The 19469-nt window shown below is 64.8% G+C and carries 16 protein-coding genes; 6 read left to right on the forward strand and 10 right to left on the reverse strand.

Annotation, left to right across the window (positions count from 1 at the left end; genetic code table 11):
- Positions 1-74 precede the first annotated feature (74 nt).
- Positions 75-953, reverse strand: coding sequence for an efflux RND transporter periplasmic adaptor subunit (locus JQ616_RS37720; protein ID WP_212023256.1), 879 nt, complete (start codon positions 951-953; stop codon positions 75-77).
- Positions 954-1023: 70 nt separating this feature from the next.
- A complete protein-coding gene (locus tag JQ616_RS37725) occupies positions 1024-1914 on the reverse strand; it encodes an alpha/beta fold hydrolase (protein ID WP_212023257.1) in 891 nt (296 codons plus the stop codon).
- Between the two features lie 56 nt (positions 1915-1970).
- On the opposite strand from JQ616_RS37725, the gene JQ616_RS39990 reads away from it, so the two are divergent.
- From JQ616_RS39990 to JQ616_RS37740, 3 genes are read left to right on the forward strand one after another with little or no spacing between them, the layout of a single operon-like run.
- On the forward strand, positions 1971-2135 hold the full coding sequence (locus JQ616_RS39990; protein ID WP_433996040.1) for an SNF2-related protein: 165 nt from the start codon (positions 1971-1973) through the stop codon (positions 2133-2135).
- Positions 2132-2371, forward strand: coding sequence for a hypothetical protein (locus tag JQ616_RS37735; protein WP_212023259.1), 240 nt, complete (start codon positions 2132-2134; stop codon positions 2369-2371). Before JQ616_RS39990 ends, JQ616_RS37735 begins: the two co-directional genes overlap by 4 nt.
- The gene (locus tag JQ616_RS37740; RefSeq protein WP_212023260.1) at positions 2358-3251 is read left to right on the forward strand and encodes an HNH endonuclease; all 894 of its coding nucleotides are present in this window, start codon (positions 2358-2360) and stop codon (positions 3249-3251) included. Before JQ616_RS37735 ends, JQ616_RS37740 begins: the two co-directional genes overlap by 14 nt.
- A gap of 730 nt (positions 3252-3981) precedes the next feature.
- Here JQ616_RS37740 and JQ616_RS37745 read toward each other — a convergent pair.
- The 4 genes from JQ616_RS37745 to JQ616_RS37760 form a co-directional block, all read right to left on the reverse strand.
- A complete protein-coding gene (locus JQ616_RS37745) occupies positions 3982-4227 on the reverse strand; it encodes a hypothetical protein (RefSeq protein ID WP_212023337.1) in 246 nt (81 codons plus the stop codon).
- Between the two features lie 250 nt (positions 4228-4477).
- Entirely contained in the window at positions 4478-4687 is a 210-nt protein-coding gene (locus JQ616_RS37750) for a cold-shock protein (RefSeq protein ID WP_029084280.1), read from the reverse strand.
- Between the two features lie 189 nt (positions 4688-4876).
- Entirely contained in the window at positions 4877-7315 is a 2439-nt protein-coding gene (locus JQ616_RS37755; RefSeq protein ID WP_212023261.1) for an adenylate/guanylate cyclase domain-containing protein, read from the reverse strand.
- 135 nt (positions 7316-7450) lie between these two features.
- Positions 7451-9538: an AsmA family protein gene (locus JQ616_RS37760; protein ID WP_212023262.1), complete on the reverse strand. Its 2088-nt coding sequence runs from the start codon at positions 9536-9538 to the stop codon at positions 7451-7453.
- Positions 9539-9749: 211 nt separating this feature from the next.
- Here JQ616_RS37760 and JQ616_RS37765 point away from each other — a divergent pair, with 211 nt between their 5' ends.
- Positions 9750-10424, forward strand: a complete 675-nt coding sequence (locus JQ616_RS37765; RefSeq protein ID WP_212023263.1) for a Crp/Fnr family transcriptional regulator — start codon at positions 9750-9752, stop codon at positions 10422-10424.
- 385 nt (positions 10425-10809) lie between these two features.
- On the forward strand, positions 10810-11445 hold the full coding sequence (locus tag JQ616_RS37770) for a pyridoxamine 5'-phosphate oxidase family protein (RefSeq protein ID WP_212023264.1): 636 nt from the start codon (positions 10810-10812) through the stop codon (positions 11443-11445).
- 18 nt (positions 11446-11463) lie between these two features.
- On the opposite strand, the gene JQ616_RS37775 is transcribed toward JQ616_RS37770, so the two are convergent.
- The 4 genes from JQ616_RS37775 to JQ616_RS37790 form a co-directional block, all read right to left on the reverse strand.
- Entirely contained in the window at positions 11464-14616 is a 3153-nt protein-coding gene (locus JQ616_RS37775) for an efflux RND transporter permease subunit (RefSeq protein WP_212023265.1), read from the reverse strand.
- A gap of 13 nt (positions 14617-14629) precedes the next feature.
- Positions 14630-15547, reverse strand: coding sequence for an efflux RND transporter periplasmic adaptor subunit (locus JQ616_RS37780; RefSeq protein WP_212023266.1), 918 nt, complete (start codon positions 15545-15547; stop codon positions 14630-14632).
- Between the two features lie 275 nt (positions 15548-15822).
- Positions 15823-16476: an OmpA family protein gene (locus tag JQ616_RS37785; RefSeq protein WP_212023267.1), complete on the reverse strand. Its 654-nt coding sequence runs from the start codon at positions 16474-16476 to the stop codon at positions 15823-15825.
- A gap of 137 nt (positions 16477-16613) precedes the next feature.
- Positions 16614-18182 carry a caspase family protein gene (locus JQ616_RS37790; RefSeq protein ID WP_212023268.1) on the reverse strand — a complete coding sequence of 523 codons (1569 nt, stop codon included), beginning with the start codon at positions 18180-18182 and terminating at the stop codon, positions 16614-16616.
- Positions 18183-18658: 476 nt separating this feature from the next.
- On the opposite strand from JQ616_RS37790, the gene JQ616_RS37795 reads away from it, so the two are divergent.
- On the forward strand, positions 18659-19465 hold the full coding sequence (locus tag JQ616_RS37795) for an N-acyl homoserine lactonase family protein (RefSeq protein WP_212023269.1): 807 nt from the start codon (positions 18659-18661) through the stop codon (positions 19463-19465).
- Positions 19466-19469 lie beyond the last annotated feature (4 nt).

The raw sequence follows: 19469 nt of genomic DNA on the forward strand, positions 1-19469 counted from the left end.
AATTCACATTGGTGGTTATGGGTCCCGGGTCGCGCTGCGCTTGCCCGGGACGACACTTTGAACGTGGGCAGCGCTTACTTCGCGTCGGCGCTGGCGCCGACCGGCCGCACCGGATCGCCTTCGCGCAGCAGCGCGCCGGCGCGGGCGACGACGATGTCGCCTTCCTGGATGCCGTCGCGGATCTCGACCTGTCCCGCCGACATCAATCCGGTCTCGACCCGCCGCGTCTCGACGCGGCCGCCGCGCACCACCTGCACCACGGTGCCGGCGGTGGAATAGAGGATCGCGGTCAGCGGCACCGCGACGCCGCAGCTCTGCCCGGTCTTGATCTGCGCCCGCCCGCTCGAATTCACCAGCAGCCGCTTGTTGCCGCCGATCGCGACGAACACCTGGCCGAGCTGGCTGTTGGGCTCGATGGTCGGCGCGATCCGCCGCACCTTGCCGTCGACATCGCCGGCGCCGAGGATCCGCAGCTTTGCGGTCTGCTCGGCCTTCAGCTTGGCGATGTCGCGGGTCGGCACCATGCCGACCAGATCGTATTCGCTCTTGGCGATGATCGAGAAAAGCGCGTCCTTGCTAGATGCCGGCGCGCCGACGATCGCCGACGATGCCGAGATCGTGCCCGCCACCGGCGCCGTCACATTGCTCGTGTTGGTGCCGTCGGTCAGCTTCGCCAGCACCTGGCCCGCGGTGACGGTGTCGCCGGGATCGGCCATTACCTCCGCCACCTTCAAGCCGAAACGGTCCGGGCGGATCTGCTGCTCGTCGCGCGGCATTACGATGCCGGAAACCTCGACGATATTGCCGAAGCAGAACTTCGACGCCTTCAGCACGGTGACGGCGGCGCCCTTCGGCACGGCGTCGGCCTCGCCCGCGGCAGATACGGGAGAAGCCGCGAGGAGCAGCAGCGCGGAGGCGGCGAGGGCGGCAGCGCGCAGGCGGGGCAACGTCATCGGCGAACTATTCCCAAAATGCAGCGCGTTTTCGAGCGAAGTGGGTACCGGTTCGCGTAAAGAAAACGCGTCAATTGAAGCCCCTCCTGAATACCAGATGCGGCCGGGCCGAGCCAGCCGGCTGCGCTGCGTCGGCTGGGCTCGCACCCGCGGCGATCTCCAGCTTCGCCAGTTCCTCGGCACGCCAGATGTGGCGCAGGATCTCCGGGTTGACCCGCTCGGCATGCGTCACCGGCAGCATGTGGCCGGCGGCCGGCAGATGCCGGAGCTCGGCGCCATCAATCAGCGCGGCGAGTTTTGCGACAATGCGCTGCGTCACATAGGGCGACAGCCCGCCCGACATCACGAGCGTCGGCACCTTCAACGCGGCCGCGGCGGCCGCCACGCCGGCGAGATCGAGCGCGGCGTTGAAATCGTAAGGCAGCTTGTCGGCCTGCTCGATCATCCGCAGCCGCCCGCTCGGCGAGAACTGCTCGCGCGGACCGGAGCCGGCCCAGAACGCGGTGAACGCCTCGATCGCCTCCAGCACCGCGCCGTCGAAAATATCCTGCGACACGATTTGCGCGATCCGCGCGAAGCGATCGTACAGCCGCGCGTCGGCAGGCGTATCACGCAGCAATGTGGGGAGCACCGGCTCGATCAACGTCAGGCTGCGAACGCGCTCGGCATAAGGCGAAGCGGTCGCCAGCCGAAATGCGATCGCTCCGCCATAGGAATGCCCGATCAGATGGATCGGCCCACGGGCCTTGGCGAGCCAGGGCTCGAGCCGCGCGATCTCGCCATCCAGCGTCCGCGGCCAGTCGCGCCCGCAGGCGGCGACGCCATAGCCGGAAATATCCGGCGCCATGAACGGATGGCCGCCGAGCGCGCCCGCAAGCTTGGTCCATTGCCGTCCCGACCCCAGAGAGCAATGCAACGCCACCACCGACGCCGAAGCCGGCGTCCCGTCCAATCCCGTCATCAAACCCATCCTGCTTGTTCTTGTTGTCACAGGCCGCGCGTTCGCACGCGCCCGTCATGACGCGAGCGAGACGGGGGATGGGTGCGATCCTTGCTGACGAAATGGGCCTCGGAAAGACGATCCAGGTAATCGCGCTTCTTGCTGCCCCTGAGCGCGCTCGGATAGCCTGGATGACGGCGCGCTCTTCAGCCCGGCGATTATCGATGGCCACAAAGCAGTGAAAATCAATACATCGCATCCGTACTACCACAAGGTCTACATTCCGAATCTGGCCCGTGGCGTCACAATTCAAGGCATGGATTCGTTATTGTGGGGTCTCTGCATTGCAGAACTCAGTACGATTAGCGATGCGACCGCCAAACATTTCGAGGAGATGCGCTTCGAGGTGTCGCGAATCCTGAGAAAATTAGTCGAGGATCTGCCTGAGCCGGAGGCGGGAGAAGATGTGGCAGCCTGATGCCAATCTGCTTGCTGCGAATTTGTCGAATCATTTTGGGCTGATTCTCATCGGCTTAGTGGAGCGCGATGATCAAGGGCATCCGCGGATAGAAATCCGGCCAGCGGACCTGCATCGTCACGATGGATTCCGTGTTGTTGTCGAATTGGGATGGCGAAATATCCGGGCGACATTCGTTCCTGGCGCATTTGCGCGAAATCTGATTGGCGAGATGGCGGCAGCTTCCTCGGAAAGTAAGGCCCTGTTTGTGGGGCTCGCGCAACGAGCAGCAGATGAAGGGGCGATCGTAACGATGGCGATCAATGGAAACAGTGTTAGCCCGACTGAAATAATGATGTGGCCGGCAACTTGGCAGCGTCTCGACCTAATTCTCCAGAAATCGCCGCTTGCCGTGAATACCGAAGACAACGACGAAAATGACCGCCAGCTTGAGGTCTGGACGCGTCGCTTTACCGGAATGGTCCTTTCTCTAATGCCCATTGAAGCGGTTGAAGAGCCAGCTGAACTAAATCCTGATGGATTGCCGGAAGGAGCCTGCGTTCGGGTGGAGGTCAATCGCTATGAACGTAGCCGGATCAATCGGGCGAACTGCATAGAGATGCTTGGCGACAGCTGCAAAGCATGCGGGTTCAATTTCGGGCGTGCGTATGGCCCATTTGGTCAAGGTTTCATCCACGTTCATCATATAGTTCCGGTGTCAGAGCTTGGCGAAAATTACGTCATCAATCCGGTCCGCGATCTTGTTCCGCTTTGTCCTAATTGCCATGCGATGGCGCACCAACGAAAGCCTCCGTTAGGCATCGAGGATCTAAAGCACTTACTTGCAACGGGCCGCTCCCCTGGATCGACTTCTTCAGCCGAGCCGTCTGAAAGACTCTGAGTAATAGTCCAATCCGGTATAGCTCGAAGGGCGTTTATCAGATCATATTCCGATATTCAGAATTTATCTTGACTTCCACCCCAACTCACCTGTACAACTTCCCCCGTCCCGCCCGGCAAGAGGGGCGTATCGCGATCGTCACGAACGTGCGGCGGGATGTGATGGACGCTGGCGGCGCGCACGACGACACGCGCTGATCGGCGGACGGTGAAGTCGTGTGGTCCTGACGCCCTAGTGGTAGGTGTCTTTTCGCATTGCGCGGTGCGCGTTGCGAAGACGGTGACAACAAAGCCCAGTCTCGCCGGGGAGAGCACGAAGTAAGCCGTAACCCATTGCGCAGGGAAGGCCGGATGTTCCGGTTTCGCCTGTGGTCCTACCTCCCGTGCTTTTTGTTGCACGGGACCCGCGGGTGCAATCGGCGCCCGGCCTTCCCTGCGCCCTCTCATGTGAAAGAGGGTGACACGATCGCATCCCTCGGGCGCAACGCGCCGCGAGATGGCGAACGCGTATCCCTCAGCTGTTTGACAATGTTGATCGAGACACGATCGCTGCAGCGATGAACGCTTTCAATCCGTCACCCTGAGGAGCGCGCTCTTGCGCGCGTCTCGAAGGGCGACGGGCAGGAGCGGGGCCGTGCATCCTTCGAGGCTCGCCCGGCGGCGCAATTGCGCCGCAAGGCTCGCACCTCAGGATGACGGAATTACAAGTGACACAAGGAGCAGACGCAGCCTCAGCGCACGATGCGCTTCACCCGCGGCTTCTTCTTGGCAGCGGCAGCCGGCGCCGCATCCGTTTCACTCGCTGCTTCAGCCTCGCGCGCCTCGCGCAGCGCGCGCAGGCGCTCCATGTTCTTGCGCACCGCGAGTGCGTCGCGCTCGACTTCGGCCATGGCGCGGGCGCCTTCCTCAGCGGCCAGCCGCTGGCGCTCGGCTCGCTCGAGGCTTGCGGGCGATGGGGCGGGCTTGCTTGAGGTCATCGGCATCCCTTCAAAAGTGAGATCCTGCAAAAGTGAGATCCTGCGCGGAGCTCCGCGTCTGTCGCGTGAGATGGCGACACGGTGCTCCCAGGCATCACGCGGAATAAAGATACGCAAAAACCCGCCCAATCCGATCGGGACCGAGCGGGTCGCGACGTCATCCCAGTACATCCGTGGAATGACGAGGGGCACGATCCCCGGCGTCAAACGCGGAAAGCGTCTGCGCGGAGATCGGGCCTAAGCAAGAGCTTCAGACGATCTGAAGGTTCTCGGCGCTGGTCTTGCCGCGCATCTTGTCGGTCTTCAGTTCGAACGAAACCTTCTGGCCTTCAGCCAGGCCGGTCAGACCGGCGCGCTCGACGGCGCTGATGTGAACGAACACATCCTTGCTGCCATCGCTCGGCTCGATGAAACCAAAGCCCTTCTGGCCGTTGAACCACTTCACAGTACCTGTTGCCATCTTCTCTTCTCCAAAATGCGCTGATGCGCAGTGCTGCGCAGGATTGCGCATCATCGATTGAACTCACGATGTCTTTGGAGGAGGGCCGTTCTGACCATTCAACAAGGCACAACGGCTAATCGAATGTCGCAAATATACACACTTTCCGCGTGAATGCAAGGTTTGGCGGTAATGGGTTCCGCCGCGGTGTCACTCGGCTGCGGTGGCTTCCGCTGATGGCTCGCCTTTCCAGCTCAGGATCTCTGCGGCCAGGATCGGATGATTGAAACCCTTCAGCACGAGATCGTCGATGGCGCGACCTTCGACGCAAGTCTCGACCATGCCGTAGACGCGGCGGCTCACCACGATCTGGCCGGCCTTGGCCTCGCCGCACAGGCGGGAGGCCAAGTTGGTGACGCTGCCGATCGCGGCATATTCCAGCCGTTGCTCGAAGCCGACCTGGCCGAGCGTAGCATAGCCGAGTGCGATGCCGATGCCGAAGCCGAGGCTGTGCCCGCGGTTGCGCCACTTCTCGGTCAGCGGGCCGACCGTGTCGCGCATCTCCACCGCCATCTTCACGGCGCGCGCGGTGTGGTCGGCGAGCTGGATCGGCGCGTTGAACAGGATCATCACGCCGTCGCCGGCATATTTGTCGAGCGTGCCTTCGTATTTGAAGATCAGCTTGCCGAGGGCTGCGTGATATTCGCGCAGCACGTTCATCGCCTCCTCGGGCTCGGTCGCCTCGGTGAAGGCGGTGAAGCCGCGCAGGTCGCAGAACACCACCGTGACTTCACGGCGATGGCTGTCGAGCAGGCCCTCGGGATTGTCCGACGAGGCGATCAGCTGCGCCACCTGCGGCGCCAGGAAGCGCTCCAGCCGTCGGACGCGCTCGAGCTCGCCGAGCTGGGTCTCGACCCGCTGCTCCAGCGACTTGTTCCAGTCCTTGAGCTGCTCGGTCTGTTCGCGCAGCTTGTCGGCCTGCTCGCGCACGGTGCTGTTGGCTTGCTCCAACGCGTGGCTCTTCTGGTCCACTTCGGTGAACAGCCGCGCATTGCGCATCGCCAGCACCGCCTGGTGCGCGAAGGTCTTCATCAATCCGATCAGGCTCGCGGGGAAGTCGCCGGCTATCTTGCGCAGCACGACGAGCGAGCCGAGCACGCCCTGCTGATCGACCAGCGGCACGATCAGCACCGAGTGGAAGCCGGCGCCGACCACGACATCGCGCAAGGGATGATCGGGCTGGTCGGTGAGATCCGGGAACGCCAGCGGCTCGCCCTTCGCCGCGGCTTCGCCAAGCGGACTGTTATCAGCCTCGATCGTGCGATGGCTGCCCTCGGCCTCGCCATCGATGCCGATCGATTGCGTCAGGTTGAAGCTGCGCTGCGCGGCGTCATAGCCATAGATCAGCACGGCATCGGCATGGGTGATCTCGAGCGCGCGCGCGGCGACCGTCGGCAGCACGGCGTTGAGGTCGAGCGAGGACGCCACCGCGCGGCCGACCTCCTCCAGCACCTTCAGCTCGTTAATCGACTGCGCGAGGTCACGGGTGCGCTCCTTCACCTTGCCTTCGAGGTCGGAATAGGTCTCGGCAAGCTGTCCCGCCATGCTGTTGAACTGGCCGGCGAGCTCTTCCAGCTCATCCGCGGTCTTCACCTCGATGCGATGGCCGAAGTCGCCGGCGCCAAGTCGTCTGGCGCCGGTGCGCAGCGCGGTGATCGGCACCAGCATGCGCCGCGCCAGGATCGTGCCGGCGATGATCGCGACCACGAGGCCGAGCGCGATCAGCAACGCAACGCGCACCAGCTGGTCGCGGATCGGGGAGAGCGCCTGCGCGGTCGGCTGCTCGTAGAACACGTGCCAGCCGAGGTCGGGAGCCGCGGTCGCCGTCGTCAGCACCGCGTTGCCGTCGACATCCTTGCCGGATGCGATAGGCCTGCCGCTCGGCCGCAGCACGGCGGCGACCTGCGGCAATGCGGAGAGGTCCTTGCCGACCTCCGGCCCCTTCGATGAGCTCGCCAGCACGCGGCCCTTGGCGTCGACGACGTAGGCATAGGCGAGACGGCCGACCTGGGAGTCGCCGAAATAGTCGTTGAGGAAGCGCAGGTCGATCTCGGCCACGGTGACGCCGGCATTGAAGCCGGAATGCTGCTCGCCGATCGACATGAAGGGCCGCTCGTCGCGAAAATACGCCGGCGCGTAGGCGGTGCCGCGGCTGACGGTCTCGATGAAGCGGAGGTCGCGGGAGAGGTCGGTGTTGGAGTTCACCGTGACGGTCTGGCGCGACAGCCGCAGCAGCTCCTGGCCCTGGCTGTTGATCAAAGTGAGCTGGCTCACCGCCGGCACCTGGCCGAGCAGCTGGGCATAGTCGGCACGGCGCAGCTCGATCGTGTTGGAGGAGGCGCGGGTCACCCAGGAGATCTGGCGCTCGAGATCGGAGATCGCCTGCTCGATGCGTTTGGCGGTGGCGTCCGCCTTCTCGCTCATCGCATCGGTCAGCGTGCTCTTGATGCCGCGGTAGCTGATCCAGGTTTCGAGCGCGCCGTTGACCGCGAGCACGAACACGACAAGGCCGACCAGCGCGAGGACGTATTTGGCGAACAGGCCGCCGCGCAGGAACCAGTTCTTGCCGTTGTCCGCAGCCCCGTTCATCCAGCCTCGTCCGTCCCCTCCAATCCGTCGGGTGCGCACCTGTATCTGCTGCTGTTTAGCACGGATCGGCGGGGCGAGGCGGCCCCTCGGGCCGCATGGTTAGCCCTGGATAATGGCGGGGGATATCCGGGAATATCAGCGATTGAACAGCTGACGCAGCACGTCCTTCATCGCGGGATTGTCGTGCTGCTCGGCGGTCTCGCCGGGCGGAGGGGACGGCGGCGGGACCTGATCGGTGGCCGGCGGCGCCTCCGCCTCGGGCTTGGTCAGGCTGCGGCTCGGGCGCGAGGCGTTGCCCTGGTTGAGGGTGGAGAGGCCCTGCTGCAGCAGGTTCCCGATGGTGTCGCCGAGCTGCCCGCCGAGCGGGTTGCTCTGGCCGGCGGTGCCTCCGGCTGGACCCTGGCCGGTGCCGGGCTGCGTACCGTTTCCACTGCCGCCCTGCGCGCCGTTGAGGAGGTTGGTGAGCCCGTTGAGCCCCTGGCTCAGGCCCTGTTGGCTCAGACCCTGGCCGTTGGCGCCGAACAGGCCCTTGCCCATCTCCTTGAGCTTGGCATAGGCGGCCCCGGGATTGTCGAGGATGCCCTGCATCTCCGGATAGATCCGCGGGGAGACCCAGGGTCCCTCGAGCATCACCGGGATGCCAAGGCCGACCGGATTGCCGGCGCGGCCCTGGCCTTCGGTGGTCATCACGAGCTGCGGCTCGACCCGGAACCCGATCTGGCGGGTGTTGAGGTCGATGGTGCCGACGCCGGTCATCTTCACCAGCGGGCCGATCAGATTGAGATCGGTGGTGACGGCCTGACCCTTGTCGACCTTGAACGAGGCCGAGAGCTGGCTGAGATCGGTCGACAATTCCTGGCCCTGCTGCCAGCCCGACAAGGGGCTGGTGGTGAGGTTGCGGATCATCTGCGCGACGTTGAGGCCGAGGATCTTGCCGTCCTGGAACACGACGAAAGCGGTGCCGCCGAGATTGCCGACGATGGCGCGCTCACTGCTGCCCTGCGAGGTCAGTGCGAGCTTCGCCTGCATCTTGCCGTCGAGCTTGTCGAATTCGGCGAGGCTCTTCAGCACCGGCAGCGCGCGCACGCCGGCGAGGTCGAGCCGCATCGCGTAGGTTGGAGCAGCAGCCCGCGCGTCGATCGTGACGTCGCCATTGGCGGTGCCATCATAGGCGCCGAGATTGGTGAGCCTGCCCTTCAGCACGCCGCTGTCGACCGACGCATCGATCGCCGCCTGCGAAAAGCGTCCGTTGCCGATCACGAGCTCCGGCGTCGAAATGCGCGCCTGCGCGTCGACGTAGTTCAGTCCGTTGAGATCGATCGACGCGTTGCTCCAACTATTCGTGCCCAGTGGCTGCGTCGTGTCGGAGTGGCCCGGCGGCAGCGCAATCGCAATGCGCTGGAAGTCGAGATCGAGCTTCACCAGCGGCTTGTTGCTGGCGAAATCGACCGAGGCCCAGCCGGTGAAGCCGCCATCGCCGAGCGTGCCGGACACGCCGTTGAACATCAGAACCGTGCCGTTCAGGCGCAACTCCGCATTGGCCTTGATCGCTGCGGGCAACAGGCCGGGCGCATCGATGTTGAACTCGGCCGGCATGCTCTGGCGCTCCAGCGGCGCTTGCGGCGCGGTCGCGCGGATCTCGAACTTCAGCGCCTTGTCGCTCGCGCGGGCGTTCCCGGTGACGACGACCTTGCGGTCGTCGCCGATGGTCGCGTCGGCATTGAGCGTCTCGATCCGGCTCTCGACCCGGTCGCGCAGATTGGCGAACACGACCGTGCCGCCGCTGACACTGACGTGCCGGATCGTGATGCCGCCGCTGTCGGACGCCGACGACTTCGCCGGCGGATTATGGTCGCGGGTGCGCTCGCGCTGCAGCGGCAGGTTGACCACCGGCTTGACGATCGCGAGGTCGGTGATCTCGGGCCGGCCCGACCACAGGCTCGACAGTGTCATCTCGGCGTCGACGCTGGCGGCGGCGAACCGGTTATTGGCCTCGCGGTCCCGCGGGTCCTGCAACACGACGTCGTTCAGCGTCAGATTGACCGTCGGCCAGAGGCCAATCCTGGCGCCGCCGTGGATGGTGAGCTGGTAGCCGGTCTGCCGCTCGACCCGCTCGGTAATGGCAGACGTGAGGAACGAGGTGGGGATCCCGATCACGGCCACCAGCGCGAGGATCACGACCACGGCCGCAACGGCAGCCCCGGCAAATCGCAGTGCTCTCATGTCGATATTCCAGGCCGGGCAAGCAGGGTTCCGCCGCGCAAGGACACGGCCGTTCGCACGAGATTATCCCGCAAACGGGACCTCGCTCCAACGCCGGGAAAAATAATCCGTTACCAGCATGAACTTATGTGACCTCAAACACACTCTTATGAGGGTGATTTTTGCTAACCGGGCGGCGGGGACTGCTCGGATTGATTTGGAAGGCAGTACAATGAACAAACAGGCCGAATTTGCGGTCATTCTGAAGATGAATCCGATGTTCGCCGATCTCGGTGCGGACGAGTTGCAGCGGCTTTCGGGCCTTTGCCACACCCAGCAGTTGGCGACCGGCGAGGTGCTGTTCCAGAAGGGAGATCCCGGCGATGCCTTGTTTGGGGTCCGCCGCGGCCAGATGCGGATCGAAACCGGTGCCTCTGACGGCAGCCGGCTGACGCTCAACTTCATGGGATCCGGCGACCTGTTCGGCGAAGTCGCCGTGCTCGACGGGCAGGATCGCACTGCGGATGCGACCGCGGGCGAGCCGACCGAATTGTTCGTGCTGCGGCGGGAGGATTTCCTGAGCTTCCTCGAGCGTGAGCCCAAGGTTGCGGTCCGGTTGATCGAATTGCTGTGTCAGCGCATCCGCTGGCAGAGCGAGCGGATGGAAGAATCCGTGCTGCAGCCGTTGCCGGTCCGTCTCGCGCGCCGGCTGTGTGCGCTGGCCGAGGATTTCGGTTCCGAGGTTCACATCTCGCAGGAGCAGCTCGGCATCTTCGTCGGCGCCGCGCGCGAAAGCGTCAACCGGCAACTGCAGACCTGGCGCAAGGACGGCATCGTCGACCTGCAGCGCGGCCGGATCATGCTGCACAACATGACCAAGCTGACGGCGGTCGCACGCAACGATTAGAAACGCTTTCGAGCGAAGCCGACAATCGGTTCGCCAAGGATCGCGACAAAGGGGACGCCAGGCGGAACGCATGCAACGTGCGCGCGAGAATGTGAATCTCTCGCGCGCTTTGCCTGCGAATGTTGACGCACTCTTGCCTAAAAGAGTTGCTTGCATGACGAGGCCGCTGTCGCTTTCATTGCGGTGCCGGTCCTTGGGGTGACACCCAGCCTTGCTGGCCTCACACCATCCACCTGCAAACCCCTGCGGTCTTTCCCGTTGACCGCAGGGGTTTTGCGTTCCGGGCACCGCTGAGCGTTGCGGCCGCAGCTAATGCGCGCTCCCTCCAGCCGGCATCAATTCCCGCGCTGACGTGGTATAGACGGACCATAAACGGGAGTTCGCAATGAGCAGCCAGAACGCGGGCGGCAAGCCGCCGGTCAAGTCGCAGGAGGATCTTCGTGGGCACTTCGGGCAGGTGAGCCCGCTCGCGGAGAAGAAGGTCCTCCACCATCTCGATAAGTTCTGCCGCGACTTCATCGCGCTGTCGCCGTTTCTCATCATTGCTTCCAGCGACGGCAATGGCCATGCCGACGCCAGCCCGCGCGGCGATGCGCCGGGCTTCGTCTCGGTGCTCGACGACAAGACGCTGCTGATCCCGGATCGGCGCGGCAACAACCGGGTCGACACGTTCGGCAATATCATCGCCTCGCCCGGGATCGGCTTGATCTTCATGGTGCCCGGCATCAACGAGACGCTGCGCGTCAACGGGCGGGCCGAGATCTCGCAGGAGGCGGACCTGCTGACGCCGCTGACGGTACAGAACGTCACGCCGGTCATTGGTCTCAAGGTTCATGTCCATGAGACCTATTTCCATTGCGGCAAGGCGCTGATGCGCTCGAAGCTCTGGAATGCCGACGCGCAGGTGGAGCGCCACAGTTTCCCGACGCTCGGCCGGATCATCGCCGAGCAGACCGCCGCGGTCGAGGTCGAGGTCGCCGAGAAGGCGATGGAAGAGGCCTATCGCACGCGGCTGTATTAGCCGCGCCGCGAATTCGGCTCACTCCGCGGCGGGCGAGATCATGCTTGGCGGGCCGGGCGGCCGCTTGGTGTCGTCGGGCTTCGGCTCGCTCGGGGTCAGCTCGTGGTCGGCATGCGAGACCACGAGCCGCTTGCCAAAGCGCCAGATCAGGCTGCCGATGTCATCCATCACCATGAACATCGCCGGCACGAACACCAGCGACAGCACGGTCGAGAAGATCAGGCCGCCGATCACTGCGAGCGCCATCGGTGAGCGGAACTCGCCACCGGCGCCGAACGCCAGTGCTGACGGCATCATGCCGGCGGCCATCGCGATCGTCGTCATCACGATCGGGCGGGCGCGCTTCATGCCGGCGTCGATCATGGCGTCCTCGCGCGCCTTGCCGTCGCGGATCGCCTCGACCGCGAACTCCACCAGCATGATGGCGTTCTTGGTGACGATGCCCATCAGCATCAGGATGCCGATCCACACCGGCGTGGTGAGCTGCTTGCCGGTCAACAGCAGCGCGCCGATCGCGCCGCCGATCGAGAGCGGCAGCGAGAACAGGATGGTGATCGGCTGCAGGAAGGTGCCGAACAGCAGCACCAGCACGGCATAGACCATCATCAGGCCGGCGGTGATCGCGGTGGCAAAACCGTCGGACAGCTCCGCGAGGCTCTCGGCGTCGCCGGACGGGCTGACCTTGACGCCCTTCGGCAGGCTCTTCATGACCGGCAGGTCGTAGATCAGCTTGGTAGCGTCGCCGAGCGCGGCGTTGCCGACGAGGTCGGCGGCGACGGTGGCCTGCCGTTCGCGGTCGTAGCGGTTGATGCTGGTCGGGCCCTGGTCGAGCTGGATGTCGGCGACGACGGATAGCGGCACGCCGCCGCGTTCGCCGCGCTGGCCGAGTGGCACCCGCAGCTGCTCCAGCATCTGCAAATCGCTGCGCGCATTGTCCTCGAGCTGGACGCGGATCGGGACCTGGCGTTCGCCGGCGTCGAACTTCGCCAGCGCCGGGCCGACATCGCCGATGGTGGCGACGCGGATGGTCTGCGACAGGCTCTCGGTCGAGACGCCGAGCCGGGCCGCGAGCTCCGCGCGCGGACGGATGCGCAGCTCGGGCCGGTCGAGCGCGGTTTCCGAGATCACGTTGGCGATGATCGGGATCCGCTTCATCTGCGTTGCCAGCTCGCTGGCGACGTTGTTGACGATGTTGCTGTCGGTGCCCGTGACGACCAGCGAGATCGCACGCAGGCCGTTCTCGTCGAGGAACCAGAACCGGATGTCGGGGACGTTATCGAGCTCCTTGCCGATCGACAGCTCTAGCTCGCGCTGGGTAATCTTGCGGTCGGCCTTCGGCGTGTAGTTGATGATCAGCGCGGCGCGCCGCACCTCCTGGATGCCCGGCGGCACGCGGCCGCCATCGACGAACACGCTGCGCACTTCGGGCCGCTTGCGCAGGCGCGCCACGATCTCCTCGGTGACCTTCTCGGTGTAGGCAAGCTGCGAGCCGGGCGGCAGCTCCATCGCGAGCAGCGAGCGCGCGGTGTCCTGCGCGGGCAGGAAGCCCTGCGGCAGCAGCGTGATGCTCCAGATCGAGGCGGCGAACACCGCGAAGCCGACCAGCACGGTGATGTAATGGTGCTTCACCGACCAGGTGACCAGGCTGTGATAGGTGCGCAGGATACGGCCGGGCGGCGGGTCGTCGTGGTCGTGATGCTTGAGGAAATAGGCCGCCAGCATCGGCGTCACGAAGCGCGCCGCGAGCAGCGAGAAGAACACCTGCACCGACACGGTGATGCCGAATTGCTTGAAGAACTGCCCCGCGATCCCCGACATGAAGCTCGCCGGCGCAAAGATCGCGATGATGGTGAGCGAGATCGCGATCACCGCAAGGCCGATCTCGTCGGCGGCTTCCAGCGCGGCACGATACGGCGTCTTGCCCATCCGCATGTGGCGGACGATGTTCTCGATCTCGACGATGGCGTCGTCGACGAGGATGCCGGTCGACAGCGTGATGGCGAGGAAGGAGACCAAATTGAGCGAGAAGCCGAGCAGGTCCATCGCCCAGAAGGCCGGGAAGATCGACAGTGGCAGCGAGACTGCGGCGATGATCGTGGCTCTGATGTCGCGTAGGAACAGCAGCACGATGATGACGGCGAGAATTGCGCCCTCGAACAAGGTCGAGATCGCGGCCTCGTAATTGCCCTTGGTGAACTCGACCGAGGTGTCGATCAGCTTGAGGTCGACGTCGGGATAGGCGACCTTCAGCGCGTCGATCCGCTTCTGCACCGCGGCCGCGACAACGACGTCGCTGGCGCCCTTGGAGCGCTTGATGCCGAGCGCCACGACAGGCTCGCCGTTGAAGCGGGCGAAGGTGCGGCGGTCGGCGATGGTGTCGGTGACGGTGCCGAGATCGTCGAGCCGGATCTCGCCGCCGCCGAACAGCGGAATCATCGTGCCGGCGAGCTCGTTCAGCGTCTTGGCGCCGGCGAGCGTTCGGATCGCCTGGTCGTTCTTGCCGATCTCGGCGCGGCCGCCGGCGACGTCGACATTGGTGCCGCGCAGGATCTGACTGACATTGACCGCGGTGAGCCCCACCGCCTGCAGCTTGTCGGGATCGAGCGAGACCAGGATCTCGCGCTCGACACCGCCGATGCGCTCGACCTGGGCGACGCCGCGCACGCCCTGCAACGCGCGCTTGACCACGTCGTCGACGAAATAGGACAGCTGCTCGGGCGTCTTGCCGGGCGAGATCGCCGCATAGGTCACGATCGGCAGCCCGATCACGTCGACGCGCTGGATCAGGGGCTCGGTGACGTTCTGCGGCAGGTTGGCGCGCACCCGGGTCACCGCGTCCTTGACGTCGTTGAGCGCGCGGTCGGTGTTGGTCTCCAGCGCGAACTGGATCGTGGTCACCGACAGGCCGTCGGTGATCGAGGAGGAGATGTGGCGCACGCCCTCGACGCCGGAGACACCGTCTTCGATGGTCTTGGTGACCTGCGATTCAAGTTCCGACGGCGCGGCTCCGAATTGCGAGACCGCGACCGAGATCACCGGAATGTCGGCGCTCGGCAGCCGCGTCACCGCGAGCTTGGTGAAGGAGACCCAGCCCAGCACGAGCAGGATGATCGAGAAGACGATCGAGGGAAGCGGGTTCCGGATCGACCATGCCGAGATGTTCAAAGCCATGAGCGTGCCCGAATTAGCGTGATCGCGTGCGATCGAGTTCGTCGGCGAACATGGTCTTGATCTGGTCGCCGTCATGCAGCGAGGTGCCAGCATCGGCCACGACGATTTCGCCGACGTCGAGGCCTTCAAGGATTTCGGTCGAGGTGTCGGAGGTCAGTCCGACGCGCACCCTGCGGGTCTCCACCGTGTTGTCCTTTACGACCTGCAAGGTCAGGCGGTCGATCGCGGTGCGCGGCACCGCGACGCCGCAGGAGCGCTTGGCGTCGATATTGGCGCGCGCGAACATGCCGACCTTCAGCGTCGGATTGTTGTTGATGGTGATGCGGACATGGCCGAGCTGTGTGGTGCGGTCGATCTGCGGCGAGATCTGGCGGACCTTGCCGACCATGTCGGGCGCGTCGTCGCGGCTGATCCGCACATTGGCGCCGGGATTGAGCTTGAGGAGCTGGAAGCCCGGCACCTCGGCGTCGAGCTCGATCTCGTTGCCGATCGAGATCTTGAACATCGGGGGAGCCTGCGGCGAGGCCGGGGCGCCGGGCGCGGTGCGGACCTCGGTGACGAGCCCGGCCGCCGGCGCCCGCAGCACGATCGGCTTGGCATTGGCCTGGGCGGCCTGCTGCGGCGGCGGGGTCAACCGCGCCAGTTCCTGGTTCTCGGTCACGGTATCGCCCTCGTGGACCAGCACGTCGATGACCTTGGAGCCCTCCTGGTCGACATTCACCTGGGCCTCGCGGCGCGGCACGATGAAGCCGGTGACGCGGACCATGTCGGAGAAGCAGGCATTGGTCGACTTCGTCACCACCACCAGCGCCTGGCCCGGCGTCTCCTTCTCCTCAGGGTGGGAGCGGTGCTCGAAGGTGTAATAGGCAATGGCCAGCGCGATGAAAACCACCGTGCCGAGCGCAGGCTTGAGGTATCGGGAAAAATTCATCGCCTGATCAATCCAGAGCCTGGCGCGTATCGACAGGGATCGTCTTGGGTGCTCGTCGAAGTCTCATCACGCTCGCCATCGTATTCCCTAGGCATGCGGAAGGCCGGTGTCCATTGTTCCGGATCGTGCCCTGACGTCATGTGAGGCGGGTCACCGGTGGGGAGCTCTGGGCTTCTGCCCTCAAGCAAATGCGCCCCGCCGGGGTGCGGGACGCATTGTAGCCTCAAAAAGCGGCCACGCCACCGCCCATCATATCCAGATCATTTGGACGAGTTTCACTTGGACGCGGTGTCCTTGTTTTCCACGTTCACGACCTGGACGCGGCGGTTGACGTCCGCCATCGGGTGGCTGGGGTCCTTCAGCTTGCTCTTGCCATAGCCGACGGTGACGAGATCGGTGCCGTTGATGCCATATTTGTCGACCAGATAGCGCTTGATAGCGTCGGCGCGGCGCTCGGAGAGGCCCTGATTGTAGTCCTCGCCGCCGGCGGCGTCGGTGTGGCCGGCGACCACGAAGGTCGAGCCCTTCAGGTCCTGATTGGTGAGGGCGCGGCCGAGCGCCTGCACCGAGGGCAGTGACTTGGCGCTGATATCAGCGGAGTTGTAGTCGAAGTTGATCTCGAGATCGATCTTCGGCTTGTCCTGGACGATGGTCGCGATTTCCTCGCGCTCGGTCGAGGACAGCGAGCGGGTGGCGCGGCCACGGACGCTCTGCACGAATTTGGCCTGGTCGGCGTTGAGCCCGGGCGAGGTGGTCTGCGGGCCGACCGAGAGCCCGCGGGTCAGCGGCTTCTTCTCGGGCGTCAGCGCCTTGATGATCTGGTCCTCGGTGACGTCGTCACCGGCGCGGGCGGCCACCATGCCGAACGACAGCACGGCGCCGGCGGTCATGATTGAAAGGATCGCGGCCTTTGCCGACGGCTTGAACATTTCGGTCCCTCCTGCGCAGGCCTGCGCGGTTCCATGCAACTCTTCAGTTTGCCGGCATCGCTGCCCGGCACGCACCCTCTGATTAGTCGCGCAATTGCAGCGGCGGTTCGAGCCCCGGGCGGGCCTCGATCGATTTGTCACTGCACGCCGTACTCGGCGAACTCCTTGACGATGTTGGGGTCCATCGCCTTGGCGTTGGCGATGTCGAGATCGCCTTCCGCGACCGCGCCGTTGCGCTTCTTGGCGAGGCCACGCCCGTAGAGCGACGAGGTCAGCCGCGGATTGATCTTCAGCGCGGCGTCGAAATCGGCGATCGCGTTCTTGTTCTGCCCGCCCTTCAGGTTCATCAGGCCACGGCTGTCGAGCGCATCGACGAAATTCGGGCGCAGCCGCAGCGCCTCGTTGCAGTCCTTCAGTGCCGCCTGCAGGTCGCCGATCACGGTGCGGACCCAGCAGCGGTTGTTATAGGCCTCGACATCCTTCGGGTTCAGCCGCAACGAATTGGTGAAGTCCTTCACCGCGAGGTCGTAAGCACCCTTGCTGGCATAGACCTGGCCGCGGCGATACAGCGCGGCGCCATCGTCGGGGTTCTTGTCCAGCTTCTCGCTCAGGCTCTTGATGGTGGGATCGTCGGCGAGCACGGGCGAATTGCTCGGCGCCGGCGTCGGCTGGATCACGACCGGCGGGGGAGGCGCGGGTGGCGGTAGCGCGATCTCGGGACCCTTCGGCGCGGGCGGCGGCGAGGCCGGTGCTGTCGCGACGGGAGATTTGGGCGGTGCAGGTGGCGGTGTCGGTGCTGTTGCCGCTGGAGGCGCCGGTGCTGGCGTCGGCGTTGCCGCGGGCGGTGCCGGCGGGGGCGCGACTGGCGGCGCCGTCGCCACCTCGGTTGATGGCGATGCGGCCGGCGCGGGCGCAGCATTCGACGTTCCCGGCGCGCCGCCTGGAATGGCTGCGCCGGCTGGAATAAACGAGAAATCCTCGGCGAGCGACGACGAGATCCACGGCACCTGTTCCTGCCGGGAGGCCCGGGTCACGCCGACGCGGGTGCGGTTGAGCGTTTCCTCCGCCATCAAATCGGGGGTGCGGATTTCCTTCAGGAGTTCCCGCACGAACAGGCTGTGGTCGCTGCCATTGTCGGAGACGACCGACGACAGCGCCGCCGAGTACATGACGAGCGTGCCGTTGGGCGCGATCACCGGGGCGAGGCCCGCCGAGAAGCTGCGGAAACGGCGTTCGAACGGGTTGCGCCTGGAGGCGTCGATCAGGGCGATCTTCACCCCGGCGCCACGGCTGTTGATCTCGCCGAGCACGGTCTCGAGGCTGAAGCCGTCGCGGCGAACGTCGGCCTCGGCCCAGATCTGCGCGTCGATCGGGATCATGTAGCTCTGCCGGTTCGACTGGATGCCGTAGCCCGAGAAGAAGACCAGCGCGACCGAGCCCGGCTTGATCTTGCCATAGAGGCGGTCGAAGGCGCGGCGCATACCGTCGCCGGTCAAGTTCTCGCCGACCTCGACGGTGAAGCCGTCGCGCTTCAGCTCATCGGCGACGTCCCGGGCGTCGTTGACCGGCTCCTTCAGCGGCGCGTCGGCATCGGGATATTTGGCGTTACCGATGACCAACGCGAAACGGTCGCCGGCGGCGAAGGACGGGAGAGGCGACGCGATTGAAAAAATCAGCGTGGCGAGCAAGGCAAGGCGGATTTTCATAATCGCGGCAAATCCAGATCGCGGCATTCCAATGAATGGCGCCGCTTCCAGCCTGCGCCTCGGGAACCTTACTCTAGAGCCTTTTCCGTTCCGATGGAAATCGGAACGGGGGCTCTAGATTCTTGTTTTGACGCGTTTTCTTCACGCGAACCGGTAACCACTTCGCTCGAAAACGCTCCTCACGAAAATCCATTATCAAACCACGGCCAAACCTCCGTCAACGGCTTGCGGCAGCGTCGTTTATCGCGGTGACGCCGGCGAGGCCGCAGTGCAACAGTCTGCGATCATGGCGGCCATCGCCGTCGCGGCATGGTGCTGGTTCCGGTGAACCGATAATGTGACTGCATTCACAGAGGCTCTGTGCCGCCCTGTCATGCGCTCGTCGTACTCCGCGCGGTTTGACCTTTGCGCAGGGCGATGGCTTTGTGTCCGGGACGGCAAGCCATTCAACAAGACTGCAAACAAGAGCGAAACCGATGGGAAACGCCTACGAGATCTACGCCCTGCGCTATGCGACAATGTCGCCGCGCACGCCCCACCTCAACTTCCTGGTCCCTGATCCGCACGACACCACGGCGCAGGATCTCGATTATTTCGTCTGGCTGATCCGCGGCCACGGCCGTGACATCCTGGTCGACACCGGCTTCAACGCCGAGGAGGCCAAGGCACGCGCTCGCAAGCTGACGCTCAACCCGGTCGATGCGCTGGCCGGCTTCGGCGTCAGCGCCGATGCGATCCGCGATGTGATCGTCACCCATCTGCACTATGACCACGCCGGCAATCTGGATCGCTTCCCGAACGCCAAATTCCATTTGCAGGAACGCGAGATGAGCTACGCGACCGGCCGCTGCATGTGCAACGGCATGCTGCGCCATCCGTTTTCCATTGAGCACGTCACGCAGATGGTCCGGCACGTCTATGGCGAGCGTGTCACTTTCCATTCCGGCGACGGCGAGATCGCACCCGGCGTCACTGTGCATCGCGTCGGCGGCCATTCCGACGGTCTGCAAGTGGTGCGGATCGAGACCGCGCGCGGCCCGGTGGTGCTGGCGTCGGATGCCGCGCACTACTATGCCAACCTGCACAAGAAGAGCCCGTTCCCGATCGTCTACAATGTCGGCGACATGGCGCAGGGCTGGGAGACCGTCGAACGGCTCGCCGGTCATCCCGACCGCTTCATCCCCGGTCACGATCCGATCGTCAGCGAGATCTATCCGCGCGCCAGCGACAAGGTCGATGCGTTCGCGCTGCATCTCGCGCCGTCACGATCGTTCGCGAAATAGCCTC

This window comes from Bradyrhizobium tropiciagri, assembly GCF_018130545.1.
Lineage (GTDB): Bacteria > Pseudomonadota > Alphaproteobacteria > Rhizobiales > Xanthobacteraceae > Bradyrhizobium > Bradyrhizobium tropiciagri_A.

Excerpts from the sequence above, each read along its gene's own strand:
- JQ616_RS37740 (WP_212023260.1), top strand. The coding sequence starts at position 2,358 with ATGTGGCAGCCTGATGCCAATCTGCTTGCTGCGAATTTGTCGAATCAT.
- JQ616_RS37720 (WP_212023256.1), bottom strand. The coding sequence starts at position 953 with ATGACGTTGCCCCGCCTGCGCGCTGCCGCCCTCGCCGCCTCCGCGCTG.
- JQ616_RS37790 (WP_212023268.1), bottom strand. The coding sequence starts at position 18,182 with ATGAAAATCCGCCTTGCCTTGCTCGCCACGCTGATTTTTTCAATCGCG.
- JQ616_RS37770 (WP_212023264.1), top strand. The coding sequence starts at position 10,810 with ATGAGCAGCCAGAACGCGGGCGGCAAGCCGCCGGTCAAGTCGCAGGAG.
- JQ616_RS37780 (WP_212023266.1), bottom strand. The coding sequence starts at position 15,547 with ATGAATTTTTCCCGATACCTCAAGCCTGCGCTCGGCACGGTGGTTTTC.
- JQ616_RS37725 (WP_212023257.1), bottom strand. The coding sequence starts at position 1,914 with ATGACGGGATTGGACGGGACGCCGGCTTCGGCGTCGGTGGTGGCGTTG.
- JQ616_RS37745 (WP_212023337.1), bottom strand. The coding sequence starts at position 4,227 with ATGACCTCAAGCAAGCCCGCCCCATCGCCCGCAAGCCTCGAGCGAGCC.
- JQ616_RS37795 (WP_212023269.1), top strand. The coding sequence starts at position 18,659 with ATGGGAAACGCCTACGAGATCTACGCCCTGCGCTATGCGACAATGTCG.
- JQ616_RS39990 (WP_433996040.1), top strand. The coding sequence starts at position 1,971 with ATGACGCGAGCGAGACGGGGGATGGGTGCGATCCTTGCTGACGAAATG.
- JQ616_RS37760 (WP_212023262.1), bottom strand. The coding sequence starts at position 9,538 with ATGAGAGCACTGCGATTTGCCGGGGCTGCCGTTGCGGCCGTGGTCGTG.
- JQ616_RS37750 (WP_029084280.1), bottom strand. The coding sequence starts at position 4,687 with ATGGCAACAGGTACTGTGAAGTGGTTCAACGGCCAGAAGGGCTTTGGT.
- JQ616_RS37785 (WP_212023267.1), bottom strand. The coding sequence starts at position 16,476 with ATGTTCAAGCCGTCGGCAAAGGCCGCGATCCTTTCAATCATGACCGCC.
- JQ616_RS37775 (WP_212023265.1), bottom strand. The coding sequence starts at position 14,616 with ATGGCTTTGAACATCTCGGCATGGTCGATCCGGAACCCGCTTCCCTCG.
- JQ616_RS37765 (WP_212023263.1), top strand. The coding sequence starts at position 9,750 with ATGAACAAACAGGCCGAATTTGCGGTCATTCTGAAGATGAATCCGATG.
- JQ616_RS37755 (WP_212023261.1), bottom strand. The coding sequence starts at position 7,315 with ATGAACGGGGCTGCGGACAACGGCAAGAACTGGTTCCTGCGCGGCGGC.